This is a genomic window from Mucilaginibacter sp. GW822-FHT03E02 (assembly GCF_058801545.1).
In genome coordinates this window covers 182,343-202,589 of the sequence record NZ_JBXANJ010000002.1, presented here as the reverse complement: position 1 = coordinate 202,589, position 20,247 = coordinate 182,343, and the positions used below count along the sequence as shown (strand labels likewise).

10 protein-coding genes are annotated in these 20,247 nt (G+C 43.6%); 3 read left to right on the top strand and 7 right to left on the bottom strand.

The features are described 5' to 3' along the window. Positions 1–253 precede the first annotated feature (253 nt). The 7 genes from AC1RM2_RS27815 to proB all read right to left on the bottom strand — a co-directional run bounded on the left by AC1RM2_RS27815 (position 254) and on the right by proB (position 14,657). Positions 254–5,845, bottom strand: a complete 5,592-nt coding sequence (locus AC1RM2_RS27815; RefSeq protein ID WP_492988420.1) for an alpha-2-macroglobulin family protein — start codon at positions 5,843–5,845, stop codon at positions 254–256. Positions 5,846–6,070: 225 nt separating this feature from the next. After that, positions 6,071–6,475, bottom strand: coding sequence for a hypothetical protein (locus AC1RM2_RS27810; RefSeq protein WP_274213291.1), 405 nt, complete (start codon positions 6,473–6,475; stop codon positions 6,071–6,073). A 107-nt stretch (positions 6,476–6,582) separates the two neighbouring features. Beyond that, positions 6,583–8,976 carry a type I DNA topoisomerase gene (topA, locus tag AC1RM2_RS27805; RefSeq protein WP_492988419.1) on the bottom strand — a complete coding sequence of 798 codons (2,394 nt, stop codon included), beginning with the start codon at positions 8,974–8,976 and terminating at the stop codon, positions 6,583–6,585. Between the two features lie 227 nt (positions 8,977–9,203). Then, positions 9,204–10,292: a tRNA 2-thiouridine(34) synthase MnmA gene (mnmA, locus tag AC1RM2_RS27800; RefSeq protein WP_492988418.1), complete on the bottom strand. Its 1,089-nt coding sequence runs from the start codon at positions 10,290–10,292 to the stop codon at positions 9,204–9,206. A gap of 219 nt (positions 10,293–10,511) precedes the next feature. Further along, positions 10,512–11,195, bottom strand: a complete 684-nt coding sequence (locus AC1RM2_RS27795; protein ID WP_492988417.1) for a TIGR02117 family protein — start codon at positions 11,193–11,195, stop codon at positions 10,512–10,514. Positions 11,196–12,327: 1,132 nt separating this feature from the next. After that, positions 12,328–13,575 carry a glutamate-5-semialdehyde dehydrogenase gene (locus AC1RM2_RS27790; RefSeq protein WP_492988416.1) on the bottom strand — a complete coding sequence of 416 codons (1,248 nt, stop codon included), beginning with the start codon at positions 13,573–13,575 and terminating at the stop codon, positions 12,328–12,330. A 2-nt stretch (positions 13,576–13,577) separates the two neighbouring features. Continuing rightward, positions 13,578–14,657, bottom strand: coding sequence for a glutamate 5-kinase (gene proB, locus AC1RM2_RS27785; RefSeq protein ID WP_492988415.1), 1,080 nt, complete (start codon positions 14,655–14,657; stop codon positions 13,578–13,580). Between the two features lie 307 nt (positions 14,658–14,964). Between proB and AC1RM2_RS27780 the strand changes: the two genes are divergently transcribed. The 3 genes from AC1RM2_RS27780 (at position 14,965) to AC1RM2_RS27770 (ending at position 20,107) form a co-directional block, all read left to right on the top strand. Further along, the gene (locus tag AC1RM2_RS27780; RefSeq protein ID WP_492988414.1) at positions 14,965–17,907 is read left to right on the top strand and encodes a TonB-dependent receptor; all 2,943 of its coding nucleotides are present in this window, start codon (positions 14,965–14,967) and stop codon (positions 17,905–17,907) included. A 436-nt stretch (positions 17,908–18,343) separates the two neighbouring features. Continuing rightward, positions 18,344–18,916: an RNA polymerase sigma-70 factor gene (locus AC1RM2_RS27775; RefSeq protein WP_492988413.1), complete on the top strand. Its 573-nt coding sequence runs from the start codon at positions 18,344–18,346 to the stop codon at positions 18,914–18,916. Positions 18,917–19,063: 147 nt separating this feature from the next. Beyond that, complete coding sequence (locus AC1RM2_RS27770; protein ID WP_492988412.1) at positions 19,064–20,107, top strand: FecR family protein; 1,044 nt, start codon at positions 19,064–19,066, stop codon at positions 20,105–20,107. Positions 20,108–20,247: the final 140 nt, after the last annotated feature.

The window sequence follows — 20,247 nt, the reverse complement described above, 5'->3', positions numbered from 1 at the left end:
GACCAATACAAGTCCCTTCGGTACCTCGATCATTTAACCAGGATCTGGCAATAAAGACAAGGTATCGTTTGATGCTTATATCTTCCCGACGCCATAAGCTTATTCCGTTAGCTATTATCAAATAACAGCTTATCGTAGTTAACTATTTAGATGCGTTTGCCCTGTTGATGAAAAGCCAACCTTACGAAGTTTCAAAAACCCCGTAGGTTTTCGTCCATTTGCCAATTCTGCGCTTTTTGTTTCATCGCCCATTCTACTTCGTTACATCAACCCACTGCCCTTTAATCAAACTGTTAATCGAGCTGTTGTACATCGCCTCGCAATAAACGGCAGGCAGGTAATAATGCCCCGCATAAGCAGCATTCAGCATTACGTAGTAAGTAACCTCGCGGCCTTCCGGCAAGCTGAAATAGGTATTCACCCGGTCGTCACGAATATCGCGGTAATCGGATGGTGATGATTTAAAGGCCTCATCGTTGTTCATCATCCGGCTATTCAGAATTTCCCAGCCCGAAGGGAAGATTTGGCTTAGCGCCAAATTATCATACCGGCCGCGTTTGCCCGGGTTTTTGATGTTTACCTGGGCCACAAAATCGGTACCCTGCCTTAATGATGATGGATCTATCTGTTTACCGGATAAGGTAAAGTAGCCTACGCGCATCTGCAGTACCCTTGGGTCGATAAAGGTTTTTACATCAAGGCCCGATGATGGCTGTCCTTTTTGTATTAGCCTTACATACAGCCTGTTGCTGCCGTTATTTTTAAGGTTTACTTTGCCGCCACCCGCAGCTAAAACGTTTTGCCAGATATACGATTGCGAGTTAACCGCGCCACCCTGGAAGCTGAATGTCATTTTACCCGATGATTTGTTTTGCCCGCAATATTGCGCAATAGCTATCAACGAATAGGCGGTTGTTTGTGTACTATACCAATCATCCTGGGATAACTTTGCAGCTACCGTTCTTAACTGTGCCGCGGCGCGCGCCTGCTGGCCAAGCAAGGTTAATGTTTCCAGTATCATGGCCTCATCCCTTAAGTCCGACCCATAGGTGCCGAACATGGTGTAATAAGGCTTGATAACGGTTGGTAAGCCTGCAATCATGCGTGAACCTATCTCGGGCTGCCCCGCCAGTTTGTAGGCAGCTGCAAGCCTCCATTTGGCTTCAATGCTGATGTACTTAAATTCGCGCAGGCGGTTCATGGCACCCAGTTCCGGCGAACGGGCGAGGGCCAGCAGGTACAGGCGGTAGGCCTGGTTCAGGTCGTCGCCATAAAAACTGCGGCTATCCGGCGACCAGCTTAATGCCTTCTGTTTCTGGAATTTTTTCCATTGTTCCATAAAGCCCAAAGGCATACTATAGCCTTTGGCCTGCGCAGCCAGCATAAAGTGCCCCGCGTAATTGGTTCCCCATTCATCAGCACTACCACCATCGGGCCAGTAGCTTAAGCCGCCACCAGGAACCTGGAAACCGTTTAGCCTTGCTATGGTGGCCTTAATATTCCTTTCAGATTCGGCCTTTTGTCTTGGCGAAAGGTCGAGCAGTTGCCCTAAATACAGTTGCGGGAATGCAGCCGAGGTGGTTTGCTCCACACATCCGTGCGGGTAATCAATCAGGTAATCCAAACGCTTGCCCAAATTAAGGGGTGGGATGGACGCTATCTCCAGTGTATTTTTATTGGTACCACTGATGCCTACGGCCTGGTAAGCTATGTTCCATGCTTCGCCGGCTGCAAGCTCTTTCTCCAATATGCGGGTAACCGGTGGGTTAGGGTTACGCACGTTTAGTTCAACGTCATAAGCTGCTGTTTCTGAACCGCTTTTTGCAACTACTTTTACCTTACCTACGCCTACAAAATCCTTAACGTTAAGGTCAAATGTTACCAGTTGATCGCCGGTTTTGGCGAAGGTGAGCGTTTGGGTATTATTACCTTCCAGGTTACTGAAAGCGTTGCTTTGTACCGATACCGTAACCGTTTTAATGTTTGGCTCCATGGCAAAAACGGTAACCGGCAGCTGCACCTTTTCTGAGGGCCCCAGTACACGCGGCAGTGTAGCCAATATCATCAATGGTTTTTTAACAACAACGGCTTTTTCGGCTATACCATAAGCACCATCGTGCCCGGCAACAACCATTGCTTTAACCGAGCCTACGTATTGCGGCAATTTAAAGCCCGTGGTTTGCTTTTCTCCTGCCCCGAGGTGGAACGGCCCCATGAATTTTACAACGGGCTTAAAACGGTTTACAGATACGTTCCTGTTGCTGCCCAGGCTACCATCACCGCCTATGCTTAGTATCCGGTTAAGGCCGCCGCCATAGGCTCCAATTACATAATCAAACAAATCCCAGGTTTTGACGCCCAGCGCTTCCTTGGCGTAAAATGTATTATGCGGATCGGGGAGTTTGTAACTGGTAATATCCAGCAGGCCTTCATCAACAATAGCAATGGTGTAGGTCATCTCCTTGCCGGTGGCTTCCGATACTGTAATGGCCGATTGGGTTTCGGGCCTGATCTTATCGGGCATCGCGATCACCGGTTTTAATATGGTGGCCGGGTTGTTAACGATAAGCGGTATCACCCCGTACATGCGAATAGGCAAATCATTTACGGTTTGCGAATGGTGCTGCAGCATGGTAACGTTCACAAAAACGTTGGGCGCCATATCAGGTTCAACGGTAAAGCTGTATTGGGTTTGGCCCTTTTTAGTATCAATCCAGGTGGTTTTTAAAATCTTGCTGCCATTTTCAAAACTGATCAATGCCCGGCCATCTGCCGCGGTAGGGATGGTTAATGTGGCCTGTTCGCCAACATTATAGGCTTGCTTATCTGATGTAAACGAAAGCATGGCTGCTTCGGTAGGGTTGCTTTGCTGTAACCTTTCCGACCAGTTTGGCCAGTCTACATAAATAATTTTACCGGTGCTATGGCCTGTCTGTTCATCTTTTACCTTAATCAGGTACCGGCCCCAGTCGGCTTTGGGTACACGCAGCGTCCATTTGCCACGGCCATTTGTCAACTGAATACTTTGGGTTTTAATCAGTTTGTTGTATTTACCCTGGGTAAAGTTGGTCATTTCATTGCCGGTTTCGTCCCACCACCAGCGCCATTGTATTTTATACAATTCCAGCTGCACGTTGCGGGTACCGGCAAGGGCGTTGCCGTTTACATCTACATCGGCAATATCAATCTGCTGGTCTCTATCGGTAACCAACATTCCGGAAAGGGCGCTGCCTTCGGGCGTTTTAATACCCACATAACCGGGGTAAACGTTGTATGGCAAACTAACCTGCTGAACGCTAAAGTTGCCTCCCGGCTCAAACACCTTTACCAAAAAGTTGGCCTTTAGCTGCCCGGGGGCTTGTTTTTCAATATTGATATTGGCATCTACATCGGCATTGCCTTCGGCGGTCAGCTTGCCATCAAAAACGGTTTGCGTTTGCATGTTAAAGGCCAGCGTAGGATCGTCAAAAACATAATCCTTATAATTTTTAAAGGTGGTTGTTTGTGCCGATAAAAAGGCATCAACCTTGGCCTTTAAATTTTGTGCCGCCCCGCCAAACAGCCAGCGGGCGGTTAACTTGCCGTTGGCATTATTGCCCTTGGTTAATTCTTCGGCACCGCCAAAGCTTAGGCCCAACTTTAAGCGGTTAGGCATAATGGTTTCAACCTTTATTTTCTTTTCGAAGGTAGCGCCGCCAACTTTTACGGTAGCTGTCCAGTTACCGGTAGGCGATGAGGTTTCGGTAGCGGTATGGAAGCTGTAAAAGCCATCAACAGATTTTGTTGAGGTAAGGCGTTTATACAATTTATCGTTGGGGTCTTTCAGCTCAAACTCTACCGGGTGGTCGGTCGGCAGGGTTTTTAGCTTATCTTCCAGCATAAAAGTCATAAATATGCTGTCGCCGGGCCGCCAAACACCACGCTCGCCATAAATAAAACCTTTCAGTCCGCTTTGAATTTCGTCACCGCCAACATTAAAGCGGGTAAGAGGGAGGGTATTACCATCATCAAGTTTTAAATAACCACGCTGGTTTCCTTTTTTTGCCACCAGCAAATAAGGCTTACGCTTTAAGTCGAAACTTGCCAGGCCATCGCTGCCCGAGGTGGTTTTTAGCAATACCTGCTTTTGGTAATCCAGCAGCTGCAACTCAACGCCATCCATCGGTTTGGCGTTCATGATATCGGTAACCGCAATAAGCATATTGTTGTTATTGCCCCGTTTTGCAATCAGCCCTATGTTTGATGCAATGATGTTACGGGTAGCCCAGCGGGTTTTAGTGTAGTAGGATGGGGTACAGGCATTATCCTTCTCCTGCCAGTTAAAACCTTCCGGATAATAGCTATCGTATCTCGACCAAAAATCGTTATCTTCGTCGTTCACCTTGCCGGCATTATCGCTGTAGCTGTAATCACCGCCACCATATTCGTCATCATCGGTGCCGCTTTTTTTACCTACGCCCGCTATACTGCAATTGTATAAGGAATATTCCTGCCTGAACCCGATTATAACCCGGTAAATTGCTCCCGGTTCGGTGCGGATCATCTGATCAAGATCAAGCATGAAACGGTTTTTCTTGTTCAGGTTAAGCCCTTTATCGTTATCCAGCCTGATGGTTTTTTGTAAAATAGGCTTGCCCACCTGCCGCAATTCCTGGTTGCCGTTAAAATCGTTGTTTTGAAAATATTGCGGAACATTACTTTCATATATTTTAATTACCGATACATCAACCGCTTTAAGGTTAACGGCCTCAAAAGGCATCATCAGCTTGCCCGAATCGGGGAGGATAACGCCCTTGCCCGGAATAGTTACGCCGGGCAGCCGGTTCTCAAAAAACACATTTGCTGTATAGGTTTTGGTGATCTTTTTATGCGATATGTTTTCTACCCCTTCATTTACAAATACACTGTAATCGCCTTCAAGCCTTTCGGGAGCGTAAATTTTTACGGTACTGCCCTCAATGGCGTATGCCGGATCGGTTACATTGTTAATGCCGATAAGGCCTGCCAACTCCTGCCCAACCATAATGGCATCTGAAAATTGTACCAGCACATATTGGTCATTATCCTGTACTGCACGAACGTTCAGCACTTTAAAATCACCTATGGCAGGCACATCAAAATGTTGCTCGCCTTTTTTATCAACGTTGATACTGCTGCCGTCCCAATTTATGGTTAGCGTCGCAACTTCGCCCTTTTGCCGTTTTAAACCGGTTATTTTGAAGGTGTGGGTTTTTGCGACTGTGTTGTGCTCCCAGCTGATTTTCACCGGCAGCATATAGTTTACGGTAATTACTTTTTCAATAAGGGCGGGGTCCTCGGTATCGGCCGTTTGTACCGATCCTTCCATCTTCATCTCGTCGGTAGATGTACTGGTAGCTGTTTGCAACCCGTTAAAAGCAACGTTAAAATCGGGCTTAACCACCTGGAAGTTAAACTTAAACCTGTTAAACCTGGAAGGCACGTCAATCAGTTTGCCCAGTTTAAATTCGGCATTGTAGGTTTTATCAGGGTCGAGTTTTTTATCCGGCCGGAATTCAATGGTGCGCGAATCTGTCCAGTAAGCTTTGCCTTTTACTGACGGCGAAAAATCAAACAGGTTGTTATCAACCTCTTCGTTTTGCTGATGGGTAATTTGCACTGTACTGGCAAGGCGAATGGTAATGGGGCTTCCTTTCGAAATTACCCCGGTTGTGTACGACTCGATGTACTTGCTAAAGGCAGGGTCGATCACATTTTTCTTTTGGCCATTAACAATAAGATAAGCAATAATAAGCAGCACTGCGAGCGCGGTACCGAATGTAATTAAGCTTTTACGTTTGCGGAACCTGGTATATCCGTTCTCCATGGAATAGGTTTATTTATTCCATGAATGTATAAAATTTATAACAACAAATAATTAATTGAGAAATATTTATTGTGGAGGATTAAGTTGAAAAAGTTGATTGGGTTGATTAGGTTAAGTGGTTGATTAGGTGGCGTTTTTGTGCAGAGAGAAAAATATATTTAACTTGATTTACAGCTAACTCAATCAACTTATTCAACTTAATCTAACTTAATCAACCACTCACCACTACAATATCATAACACCGGGCTTATTCAGTACCGGAAGTTTGATAAAATTCATCTCTACGATGCTCTCAGGGAGGAAAATGAACTTTTTATCGTAAATGTTACCGCCGATGTAATAGCTTAACCAATATTCATTATTCAGGCCGAAAGTTTGCTCGTCAATAGGTTCGATAAGTTTGTAGCCTTTACTGTCAACCACCGGGATCATGTGGCGTAAAACGGAAGTTTTTACCTGCTCGCCATTTTTTTCGCCGTACCCCTTCGAGGTGATCAGCACATTCTCGATAGGTTCATTTTTAAGGTTGATGAGGTACACATACCAAATTTTGCTCTCCACACTTTCGCGCTCCAACGCTACCGCTATGGCAATATCTTTAACGTTATTTTCGGGCAGGTCTTTGATCATTGCATTCTTAGTGAGTAGTTGATTGAGTTAAGTGGTTTGTGGCCGAGAAAAATCTATTTGAGTTATTCAACTCAATCAACTTAATCCAACTCAATCATCCAAATAACTTACTTCTTTTTAGCCGGCGCTTTTTTCTTAGCTGGGGCTTTTTTGGCCGCGGGTTTTGCAGCTGCTACCGTTTTACCAAAGCGGCCTTTCTTGGTGTCCTTAGGCATGGCATCAGCCAGGGCCTTACACTCTTCATAAGTTAAGGTCAACGGATCTTTATCCTTGGGTATCTTAACGTTAAGTTTGCCAAATTCAATATATGGCCCCCAGCGGCCGTTTAATACCTTTACTTCCGGGTCTTCGTCAAACGCTTTAATCAGTCTCTCGGCATCTTTTTTGCGTTTGGCTTCTATAAGCTCTATTGCCTGTTCTACCGTTACATCCAAAGGGTCAATATCTTTAGGTAACGATACAAATGCGCTGTTATGGCTAATGTATGGGCCAAAACGGCCTATGGCAACTTTCATTATTTTGCCTTCATATTCGCCAACAACTTTAGGGAGCTTAAATAACTCCAAAGCTTCTTCAATACTGATGGTTTCAATACTTTGGCCCGTTCTTAAGCTGGCGTATAACGGCTTTTCTTCGTTCTCCTCGGTTGCACTTTCGCCAACCTGCACAAAGGGGCCGTAGCGGCCAATACGTACGGATATCTTTTTACCATTTTCAGGGTGCACACCCAATTCACGTTCACCGGTTGCTTTATCAGCCGTTTCAATAGTGCTTTGCACACCTTTATGGAAAGGGTTATAAAAATCGTGCAGCATGGCTGTCCAGTCTTTTAAACCCTGGGCTATCTCGTCAAATTGCTTTTCAACGCTGGCGGTAAAGTTAAAATCTACAATTTCTTTAAAGTATTGTACTAAAAAGTCGTTTACAACCGCGCCAATATCGGTAGGGAATAACTTGCCGCGCTCGGCACCGGTATTCTCTGTTTTTTGTTCTTTAACAATCTGGCCATCTTTCAGCACCATTAGCCTGAAGTTGCGCACTTTACCTTCGCGCTCTTCTTTAACCACGTAACCACGATTTTGGATGGTAGAGATGGTAGGGGCGTAGGTAGATGGGCGGCCGATACCTAACTCCTCTAACTTTTTCACCAAGCTGGCCTCAGTGTATCTTGCCGGCGGACGCGAGAAGCGTTCTGTTGCCGACATTTCCTGTAGCGCTAAGCGCTGGCCACGGGTTAAAGGTGGCAGCATGGCGTTTTCGCCATCCTGTTGTGGTTCATCCTCGTCATCGCTTGATTCAAGGTAAACTTTCAGGAAACCATCAAACTTCATCACCTCGCCATTGGCCGTTAAATCCTCTTTACGGGTTGATATACTGATTTTTGCGGTGGTTTTCTCAAACTGCGCTTCACTCATTTGTGAGGCTATGGCACGTTTCCAGATCAGTTCATACAGGCGTTTCTCGTTCGATTCGCCTGTGATAGTATGATTGTTGAAATAGGTTGGCCTGATAGCTTCGTGAGCTTCCTGTGCGCTTGCGTTTTTGGTTTTATATTTTCTTAGCTGATGGTATTTTTCCCCATAGGCCGATACAATTTCACTTTGAGCGGCATTTAACGCAGTATCCGATAAGTTTACCGAGTCGGTACGCATGTAGGTAATATACCCGGCCTCGTACAAACGTTGCGCTACCTGCATGGTGCGTGCTACCGAGTAGCCCAGTTTCCTGCTGGCTTCCTGTTGTAAGGTAGATGTGGTGAAGGGTGCAGCCGGTGAGCGTTTGGCTGGTTTGGTTTCCAGCGAGCGTACGTCAAAATCGGCACCGATACAATCCTGTAAAAACTTCTCGGCATCTTCTGGTTTGGCATAACGTTCTGCCAGTTCGGCTTTAAAAGCATCTTTGCCTTTACCAAATATGGCTACTATTTTAAAAGCAGCTTCGGCAGTAAATTTATTTACTTCGCGTTCCCTGTCAACTATTAATCGTACTGCTACTGATTGTACACGGCCTGCAGAAAGGGATGGTTTAACCTTTTTCCATAAAACAGGCGAAAGTTCAAAACCCACCAGCCTGTCTAATACACGGCGTGCCTGCTGTGCATTTACCAAATTGTAGTCAATTTTACGTGGCGTATCAATAGCCTTTAAAATGGCCGGTTTGGTTATTTCGTGAAAAACGATGCGTTTGGTGGTAGCATCTTTCAATCCTAAAGTATCAAATAAGTGCCACGATATGGCTTCTCCCTCACGGTCCTCATCCGATGCCAGCCAAACCATCTCTGCTTCTTTAGCTAATTTCTTCAATTCGCTCACTACCTGTTTTTTATCGGCAGGCACCTCATATTTTTGAGCGAAGTTGTTACCTATATCTATCGCATCTTCAGACTTTACCAAATCGCGGATATGCCCGTAGCTCGACTTCACAATAAAGTCTTTCCCAAGGTAACCCTCGATGGTTTTGGCTTTCGCCGGAGATTCAACTATCAGTAAATTTTTGGCCATTTAAGCAGTTATTTTTTGCAAATAAAACATAAAGAAAGCGAAACGCCAATTAGTTTTGCTAAAAACGTTGGAATATTAGCTGTGAAGATTGCGCGAATGCCTCAATTTTGAAAAGATGTAGTATTGTTTCAAGAGCGGTTTTAAAGGCCGTTTTTTTGATGTTTTGACCCTATTTTGAACCCGGTTAAACACCGCCGGTTTTACACTATCTGACCCTCAAAATGAAACTACATTAAAAATCCGCCGCCCAAAAGGTCGTTGCCTTCATAAAAAACTGCCGATTGCCCGGGCGCGATACCAGATACATTATGGTGAAAATCAACCTTCATATGTTCTCCCATTTGTACAATGCTGCTGGTGGTACCAGCATCTTTATAACGGATTTTGGTAATAGCCTCGATAGGCTCCGGTATGCTGGCGTATTTAACCAGGTTTAGGTTTTTAACCCAGGCCTGTTTGCGTTCCAATTCATCGGCAGTGCCTAATACTACGGTATTGGTGTTAGGATCGATACTGGTTACAAACATAGGTTGCCCCAAGGCAATGCCTAATCCTTTACGCTGACCGATGGTATAAAAGGGATAACCCTGGTGTTTGCCCACTATGGTGCCATTTGCAAGCACAAAGTTGCCGCCGGCAACACGTTCTTCCAAGTCTTCAACTTTATGCCTTAGAAACGATCTGTAGTCGTTATCGGGCACAAAGCAAATTTCGTAGCTTTCACTTTTACCGGCAAGCTCAATCTGCCCCATATCCATAGCCATTTGCCTGATCTCGGGCTTCGAAAAACTGCCTAAGGGGAACTTGGTACGCGCCAGGTTTTTTTGAGATACTCCCCAAAGCACGTATGACTGATCTTTATTTTCGTCTTTACCTTTTGATATCACGTAACGGCCATTGTCCTGTAAACGAATATTGGCGTAATGTCCTGTAGCTATAAATTCGCAATCCAGTTTATCGGCGCGTTTTAATAAAGCTTCCCATTTGATGTGGGTATTGCATAACACACAGGGATTAGGGGTGCGGCCGGCCAGGTATTCGTCAACAAAGTTATCAATTACAAAATCGCCAAACTCGTTACGGATATCCAGGATATAGTGAGGAAAACCGTAACCAACGGCCAAAGCACGCGCATCATTAATGCTATCAAGGCTGCAGCAGCCTGTTTCTTTGGAACTGCCACCCGACGAGGCATAATCCCAGGTTTTCATGGTAAGCCCAATAACTTCATAGCCCTGCTCATGCAGCATAACTGCCGCTACCGAACTATCAACGCCACCGCTCATTGCCACTAAAATCCTGCCATGCTTACTCATAATGGGCGCAAAGATACGCTTTTGTGTTTTATATTGATATAGTGGTTAGGTCAGGGTAGGGTAAATTGTTGTGGGAAGTTAGGAGGTTTGGAGAGTCCGAAAGTCCGAAAGTCCGAAAGTCCGGGAAGTCCGAAAGTCTCAATGTGAAAAATCAAATAGCCTACATATAGCCTACATCCTTCTTAACTTTCGGACTTCCCGACTTTCCTGACTTCCCGACTACCTATAATGATAAAATATTCCCCTGTCAAAAGGAGTCCACACGCAGGCGGTTTGGCCGCAGGCTTTTAGGGCGTTGTTGGCCCAGGTGTTGCAGGTGTAAAACATGTTGTATTTGCGGTTGGCTTCGTAAAAAGCGTCGCTGGTGCCATAGTTGGCATTTGTTTTTATGTTGATGACATTGCCTGTGCTGTCTCTTTTAAAGCTGCCATTAACGAAGGAGATTAACCTTTTGTACTGCTCGTTGCTGATCATAATCTTTTTACAATTGTTATTCTCCGGCATTGCCTGGTAGTAGGTAGCGTGAATGGCCGAAGTGCTTAAAGCAAAGGCAGCCTTAAACGCCGTACTAAACTTTAATTGCGACCAGGTAGGGGTGTTGAGGTAAAACCCCTTATCGCCCCAGCCCACAGCCAGGTATCTTGCCGTGGTATCGCGACCTGTTGTGTTTTGATATGGCATTTCTTTGCTCCAATCGGTTACCTGGCTTTTTACGGGAACCACAATATCGGTATGGTCGCCGTTGGTTAGAATGTATATGGCAACATCGGCCGAAGTTCCCGGTTCTTTTTTAACAGTCCATATCGAAAGTAAAAAGGCCGCCAGCAGGAAGAGCGCGACAAATGCTACAATGCCCAATACGGTTCTTAAAATTATTTTCAGGATCTTTTTTATAATTATCATAATTGGCGATTGAGGTTGGGTTTGGTGTTAATACAATAAAAAGCACAAGGTAACCTTATGTTAACACTTATTCAGTTTCCCGAATCGCAATTGTGCAATCAATGTGCCCAATTTGCTATTGGAATATTCATAATCGCCTTTTTATTTGTGTTAATTATTGGTTAATTTATATTGATAATAAGAATTTTATATGTTTTATATAAGGTTTTAATTTACGTAGGAAGAGGGGATATATTTTTAACGTGAAAATTACCCTCAACATAAAAGCCCGTTGAATAAACAACAGGCTTTTGCTTTTTTGGTTAATGTGGGTGTATTAGCCGACACTCATCGGGCCAATTTAAGGTTACCCTTTTTTGTTAAGCCATTGCTTAATACGCGAATTGAGCAGTATACCTGCAATGGTGCAGGCCACTAAAAGATATACGATCATGATGTGCTTTGGCATATTGGTTTGGTTTATAATCTGCGATAAATGTAACGGGGATGATACATTTATTGCAAGTGTTTATGAAAATAAACATTTAACCGGATAAGAAAAAAAGTCAGATATCAGTGTGGGGGAAGGTTTAATAACATGGTGTGGTTTAACCGGAGGATTTGACGTTTATTAATATAAAATTTACGTTTATGTTAAATGAATAAAAAAACGCGTAAAAAATATATTTTTACAGCTAAAAACTGCCAATTTACCGTAGTGTTACACTAACACTATTTTAATGTTAAAACACATTTGTTGCTATTTTTTTAAAGAATAAATGTGCAGTTGACGATTCTAAAAGTTTTATAACTATTTATTAAAATAAACGTAAAAATGAAAATACCTATTGTAACATTCGGATTACAATATAAATTTGCTTTACCCTAATTAATTTAAAATGATAAGCCAATTAACGTTAGAACAAAAGCTTCAAGGAGTGATCTTAATGATCATTTGCTTTATTGCCGTAGCGAACTATTTGATTAAGTGAGTGCCGACAGCAGAGAAGAGAAAAAATTAAGGTGCCTTCTTGAGGGCACCTTTTTTTGTGGAATGAACTTTTTCGATTATTTTTCCTATACCATACAAATTCGCGTCAGCTGCGGGCATGCTTACCGTGCACTAAGGCTTAGCAGCGTATTTGTGTAAATGCTAAGGATTCCTGGTTTGCCCGTTGCCTTTAACAATCCACTTGTAACTTGTAAGCTCCTCAAGCCCCATAGGGCCCCGTGCATGGAGTTTTTGCGTGCTGATGCCAATCTCGGCACCTAAACCAAATTGCGCGCCGTCTGTGAAGGCAGTGGATGCATTGGCGTAAACCGCTGCCGCATCAACATCATTTAAAAAGGTGGCAATATTTTCGGCGTCCTCAGATATAATAGCCTCGCTGTGTTTTGAACTATTAATGGCGATATATTCAAGTGCCGCCTCAAAACTATCAACCGTTTTGATAGCCATCTTCATCGATAAAAATTCGGTACCAAAATGCTCAGGCTGCGCTTTATGTAATAAAGCTTCAGGATAACTGGCTTTTAATGCTTCGTAAGCCCGTTCATCAGCAAATAACTCAACTTCTTTCTCACTGAGTACATGACTTAACCGGGGCAAGTCACTCAACCTTTCAGCATGAATAATCAGGCAATCAAGGGCGTTACATACACTCACCCTGCGGGTTTTGGCATTGGCAATAATCTCAGCACCTTTTTCAAGGTCGCCGGTTAAATCAAAATAAGTATGAACAATACCTGCACCGGTTTCAATAACAGGTACTTTACTATTATCCCGCACAAAATCAATAAGCGACTGGCTGCCGCGTGGTATCAGCACATCAACATAGCCAATAGCATTTAGTAAAGCGGCTGTGGCCTCTCGTTCTGCAGGTAACAGGGTTACCACGTTGGTATCTATGTGGTGCTTATTTAACACGTTATGAATTATGCCGATAATGGCACGGTTAGAGTAGTCGGCATCACTGCCGCCTTTTAAAATACTGATGTTGCCTGTTTTAAAGCAGAGGGCGAATACATCAAAAGTAACATTGGGCCTGGCTTCATAAATTACACCAACAACACCTAATGGTACACGCACCTTTGAAATAGACAGGCCATTGGGCATCTGCGCTTCTGAAAGTTGCTTACCTAAAGGGCTGTCCAGGCCTGCAACACTGATCATATCGGCCGCAATAGCTTCAATGCGGGCAGCCGTCAGTTTCAGGCGGTCGTATTTAGGATCTTTCGGATCCATCAAATCGAGATCTTTTTGGTTTTCGGCTAATATCAGTTCGGTTTGGGCAATGGCTTCGGAAGCCACGTCCAATAAAACCTGGTTAATAAGGGCAGGGGCGAGGGTAGGTTTGCGGCCCGCAACCTGTGCGTTCTCGAAATATATATTATAACTCATTGTTAACCTTGTAAATAAAGATAATCGTAATGCACCAAAGGCTTTTGGTTTTTTTGCCCGATGCGTTCTTTGGCTTTGTCCGATCCGTATTCGGCAATGCCAAGTCCTATCAGCTTTTGGTTTTCATCCATTAGCTTAATAATATCGCCTTTTTTAAAGTCGGTTAATACCTCAGCTATTCCAACGGGCAGCAAGCTTGTAGCTTTGTTGGATACAAGTGCCGCTTTAGCGCCTGCGTTAACCAACACGGCGCCCGTGGCCGATTTTTCGGAATGTGCTATCCATTTCTTTTTGCCAGAAGCTGTTTTATTGGGGATAAACCGGGTATGGATCACTTTATTCTCCAATACATCTGTCAGGATATTATCCCGCTTGCCATTGGCAATGTGCACAGCTATACCCAATTGCGCCGTTTTTTGCGACATGGTTGATTTGGTGATCATTCCCCCACGGCCAAACTGCGATTTGCCCGATGAAACAAACGCTGCAAAATCAACTACCGAACCGGCCACCTCTTCAATTACCGCCGAGCCCGGCGCTTTGGGATCGCCATTATAGATTCCGTCGACATTAGTTAGTACAATTAACGCCTGGGCGTTTAGCATAGATGCAATTAATCCGGCCAGCTCGTCATTATCGGTAAACATCAGTTCGGTTACCGACACCACATCGTTTTCGTTCACTACGGGTATCACCTGGTGCTGCAACAACAGATCAAGACAGTTTTTCATGTTTAAATAGTGCATCCTGTCCCTGAAATCCTCTTTGGTAACCAATACCTGCGAGCAAAGGATATCAAAACGTTCAAACAGCTGCGAATAAGTATTGATTAGCTTTACCTGCCCGATAGAGGCTAAGAGCTGCCTTGCCGCAATGGCATCATATTTTTCGGATATCGTGATCAAACTCCTACCGGAAGCAACCGCGCCGGATGATACCAGGATCACTTCTTTTCCTTGTTTTTTGATAGCGGCTATCTGGCCAACCAAATGTTCTATACGCTGCAGGTCGGGCAAGCCGTTTTCCTGGGTAAAAACATTGGAACCGATTTTGATGATGATGCGCTGATAATTGAAAGACATTGTAAATTAGTACGTGTTGAGCCGCCAATATTACAAAATTGGGAGGGAAGAGGGTGGGATTATTTGAAAATATATCCACTAAAATGGTAGATATTATGGAAAAATATGAATTGAGTCTTGACACCGATGAAAAAATTTCTATTTTTGTCGACTAATCCAATAGACTATGTATAATATTTACACTCTTATTACTTCGGCTCATTCAAAAACGCAGTTAAATGTCATGTGTTGCTGTTGATAGCTCCAATCCTTATGCTATCTACATTCTTAAAACTCAAACAGACATTAAATTATACTGATTCTTTTCATGAAAACACTTATAAATTCATTTAGACTTATAACACTTTTTATACTTCTTGCCCCGGCGATAAGCCATGCTCAACTTAATGGTTCCTATATCATTAGCGGTATTGTAAAAGACGACCACGGGTTGCCGTTAGTGGGCACAACCGTTAGCATAAAGGGTACTACCAACAGTACTGCATCTGATAGTACCGGAAAATTTTCATTAACTACAAGCGCCAAACTACCCTATACATTAGTTTTTACCGCGGTGGGTTTTCAGCCACAGGAATTTTTCGTAAAAAATTCTAACAGCGCCCTGAACATTCAGTTAAGCAGCCAATCGTTACTGATTAACGAAGTGGTGGTAACGGCGTCGCGCAAAGAAGAGAAGCTTTTACGGTCGCCGGTTGCTATCGAAAAACTGAGCATCAACGCGCTTAAACAGTCGCCTGGCCCAAGCTTTTACGATGCTTTGGAAAACGTAAAGGGCGTACAGATGACCACCACCAGTTTAACCCTTAAAGTGCCTAACACACGTGGTTTCAACAGTCCGAACAACTTCAGATTTATGCAGTTGGTTGATGGGGTTGATATGCAATCGGCAACTTTAGGTGTACCGCTGGGTAATGCCATTGGCCCAACCGAGCTGGATATTGCCAGTATAGAAATTACACCGGGCGCGGCGGCAGCGCTTTATGGCACAAACGCTATCAATGGCTTATCAAACTTAATAACCAAAGATCCTTTTAAATACCAGGGATTAAGCGTTTATCACCGCGAGGGTATAAACCACGTGGGCAACGATAGGTTAGGTGCAAGCGCCCTTAACGAAACCGCTGTACGTTATGCCAAAGCATTCAACGATAAGTTTGCCTTTAAAGTGAACTTTAGCTACATGCAGGGTAAAGACTGGCAGTCTGATACCCGTAAGGATCAAAATCCATACAATCTAAAAACCGCAAACCCCGGTTTCCCGGCCTTAACAGGCACCAGCAATGCTGCTTATGATGGCTGGAACAAATATGGAGATGATGCCCTTGCCGGTAGCAATACCGTGTCAATAAAAGGCCTTACAGTTGATGGTAAAGCAATGCCAAATCTTACAGTTGCCCGTACAGGATACAACGAGGTTGATTTGGTTGATCCGAAAGTTACCAACCTGAAACTGGATGGTACATTATCATACAAATTAACGCCTAATACTATATTGTCTTACACCTACCGTTACGGTAGGCTCGACGGCGTATTTCAGCGTGGTAACAAGATTTCGTTGCAGGGAGCAACCGTTCAAAACCATAAAGTTGAGTTAAAAGGAAAAGAATTTTTGGTTCGCGCTTATGAATCGATAGAAAATACCGGCAACTCATTCAACGTAAAACCGCTGGCAGATAACCTGGATTTGAACCATGCCAGTAACTCGGCCTGGGGTACCACTTTTAAAAATGCGTTAAACGCCTACGGATCTGCAAACGGAGGCCTAACATCTGCAAACCTGGCCGCCGCCGAGCAGGCCGCAAGAGCTGCTGCAGATAAGGGCAGGGTTGAGCCAGGCACGCCGGAATTTGATGCGTTAAGAAAAACCATTATCGGCATCAATAACTGGGATATTAAATCGAGCCTGATACCAAACGCGCCTGTAACGGGTGGTGCGGCATTGGTGCAAAAAAGCCATATGTACAATGCTGAAGCCCAATGGGATTTAACAAACCGGGTAAAGGTGGTTGACCTGTTGGTTGGCGGCGACGTACGCGTATATGCAATTACCCCAGATGGTAACAACTTTGTTGACTTTAGCCGCCCGATTGCCGATAGGAACACACCTTTGGCCGACGGCAGCTTTGGTAAAGATGTGATCTACAAAAAATATGGTGCATTTACACAGGTAACCAAAACGTTCTTCGACGAAAAATTGAAACTTTTCGGATCGGTTAGATGGGATTACAACCCTTATTTCGACCCTAAATTTACACCTCGTTTAGCGGCCGTTTATACCCTGAATGAGAACCATAATTTCAGATTCACGTTCCAGAATGGTTACCGCTTCCCTTCATTATTCGAGGCGTTATCATACGTAAACAACGGACGTGTTAAACGTGTGGGCAGCTTGCCGTTTATTAATGATGGTTTAGGCTATTTGGGTAATAGCTATACCCAAACTTCTGTTGCCAACTTCAATTCGGTAGTTAATGCCGCCGGCGGTACAGACCAGGTTGCTCTGGCCAACCGGAACCTGTTGAAAGTAGCCGATTTGCCACCTGCGCGTCCGGAGCAGATCACTTCATACGAAGTAGGCTACAAAGGAATTGTATTAGATAATAAAGTATTTATTGATATTGACGCCTACACCAACCGCTACGGCGGATTTTTAGGCCAGGTACAGGTATTTGTACCAAATGGGACAACCGTGGGTACAGACGCCGCTGTATTAGCTATGCTTGATGTAAACCGCGACCCAACCACAGGTACTTCCAGCAACGCTGCAAGCCAGGGCCAAAGCAGGTATCGCGTTTATACCAATGCTAAAAACATTTACCATAACTATGGTTCGTCGGCAGGTATTAGCTATAACTTTTATAAAAGATATACTGTATCTGGTAACGTGAGTTTTAACAAACTTAAAGCTCAAACTACATCAGATATTTTTGTGACGGGTTTCAATACCCCCGAATGGTCGGGCAACCTATCGTTCGGTAACCGCGAAGTGGCCAAAAATGTAGGTTTTAACATCGTTTACAAATGGCAGGAGTCGTTCCTGTGGGAAAGCCCGTTGGTAACAGGCAAGGTACCTGCAATTGGCACATTTGATGCCCAGGTTACTTATCGCGTTCCGGCCTATTATGCTACTTTTAAAGCCGGCGCAACTGATATATTTAACAAACGTTATTATCAATATGCTGGCGGCCCAACTATCGGAGGCTTATATTATGTATCGGTTACGCTTGATGGTTTGCTTGCCGGTAAATAAGCAACAATTATATATATAGGTAATGATGAAAAAAATAGTTGGTGGAAATGATTAGGAAATTCACTAAATAACAAAGGCAGATAGTAAGAGGAAACAAGCTCTGCAGGAGTGTAACTTGTCAGCAACATAATCTGTAAATGATAACCAGAGCTGGACGAAAGTCCGGCTTTTTTTACAGGGAAACTTTATGAGTAATCCTTTTAAAAAGATAGCAGATAACTACTCAGGTATTTTATTAGTGTGTAAAGCACAATTATTTTTTAGTTTTCGGCTTGCGATTTAAAAATATGCTTATATTGCCCCTGTTATAACCTAAGTAAGAATACCATAATAGCTTTATAGGATATTGTTGCCCTTTATTAATTGTAAACTCAACGGTTATATGGTGCGTATGGCAGTTTAGCTGTATCGGAGTGTGTTGGTAATTATCGTAAAGATGAAAAAGTTTTGTGACCTTACGGATGTAGAATTGATCGAACTTTTCGAAAAGGATAGTATCAGCGCGTTTGAAGAGATCTACAACCGTTATTGGCTTAAACTTTATGCTGCTGCTTATAAACGCCTCAAAGAAAGGGAAACAGCCAAAGAGATTGTGCAGGATTTTTTTACCGGCCTTTGGATCAACCGGCAGCAGGTTAAAATAGTTACCTCGCTTCAGGGGTATTTATTCACTTCTATCAGGTACCTGGTACTTAACCATAAAAGGGCCGAGGCTGTGCGCAATTCATACAGTGAAATTTTGCTGATGGTTAACAACAGCTTCGATAACTCTACCGAAGAAAATTATTACTACAAAGAACTGCTTGAACGTGTTGAGGCCGAGGTTACCCATTTACCACCCAAATGCCGCAATGTATTTGAATTAAGCCGCAATCAGTATAAAACGAATAAAGAAATAGCCCTGCTTCTGGGTATTTCTGAAAAAACGGTAGAGAACCACCTGACCAAAGCCCTGCGGTTTTTAAAGGTACATCTTAATATCCTGGTGTTGTTTTTTTTATTGCGGTAACCATTTTTTTCTCCGATAAAGCGTACGCCTGTACCTGTATCAATAATTTTTTTTGAAAATATTTTAAACAGGAGTAGGGGATGCACCTTAGTCAGGTTACATCTTATTATATAACCAATATTAACTCTTGTCCAAAACAAGTTCCTAATGAAAAAGAAATTACCTGCCGAGCTGTTGGAAAAATTTTTTGCAGGCCACTGTGATGAGCACGAAAAGGAGATTATCCTTGCCTGGTATGAGTCGTTTGAACCTGACGGGGACGATGTTACAGCGCTTTCGGTTCGCGAACAGGAGCTTTTTAAAATGCTGATGTGGCAAAACATCAACAGCAACATCAACGCGGCAGAAGGTGACGGGATAGTTTCCATGCATAGTAAGGGAACAAGCCGTGTAAAAACCATTTTATACTGGCTATCGGGTGTTGCCGCTGTTTTGATCGCGGTGTTTTTTATCAAACTAAAACCACAGCCGGTAAATAATACTTTGCAGGTTACAAATACACAGCAGGTTTTCAGTAATACTACTAACGCTATCAAAGACATTATTTTATCAGATGGCAGCCGGGTTTGGGTAAGCCCCGGTTCGGCCTTAACTTATACCAAAACATTCGAAAAGCGTAGCCGCAAGGTTTCATTAACCGGTGAGGCATTTTTTGAAGTAACCAAAGATCATTCACGCCCGTTTTCTATTTCAACAGGTAATGTAATTACCAAAGTATGGGGCACAAGTTTCAGGATTCGCGCCTACGCGGCAGATAAAACTACCCGGGTAGATGTGATTACCGGTAAGGTTTCGGTATCTGTGGCCGGGCAGGATAAAACCAGGCCCGGCGTAAACGAAACGCTTGGTGCCGGTGATGGGGTTATGTTGCTGCCCAACCAGGAAGCTGTTTATGATAAAGCGGCCGATGATCTTAAAAAGAATATAGTGATAAAGGATGCGTCATTGAGTATGTGGAAAAAAGCAAGCCTTTCTTTTAACAATACACCAATAAGGGAAGTGTTTAAAACACTCAATAAAAACTTCAATGTAAATATCAGCTCAAAGGACGAGAGTATTAATGCCGATTTTTTGAAGGCTGATTTTACCAACGAGAATCTGCCCGCCATTATGGAGATGCTTAAAAAAACACTTAATGCAACTTACATTATAAAGGGCAACAGCTTCATGCTGGAAAGCAATAAACAATAACCAATTAAACAGTTCAATAACCAGTAAAAACCTAAAGCAGCCTATATGGAAAAAAGAATTATTACTTAAACCCAACCCAATTTCCTGAAAAAAAGAATAGGAGTGCTGGAGACACCCCTATAATTTTTAAACCCCCGGTG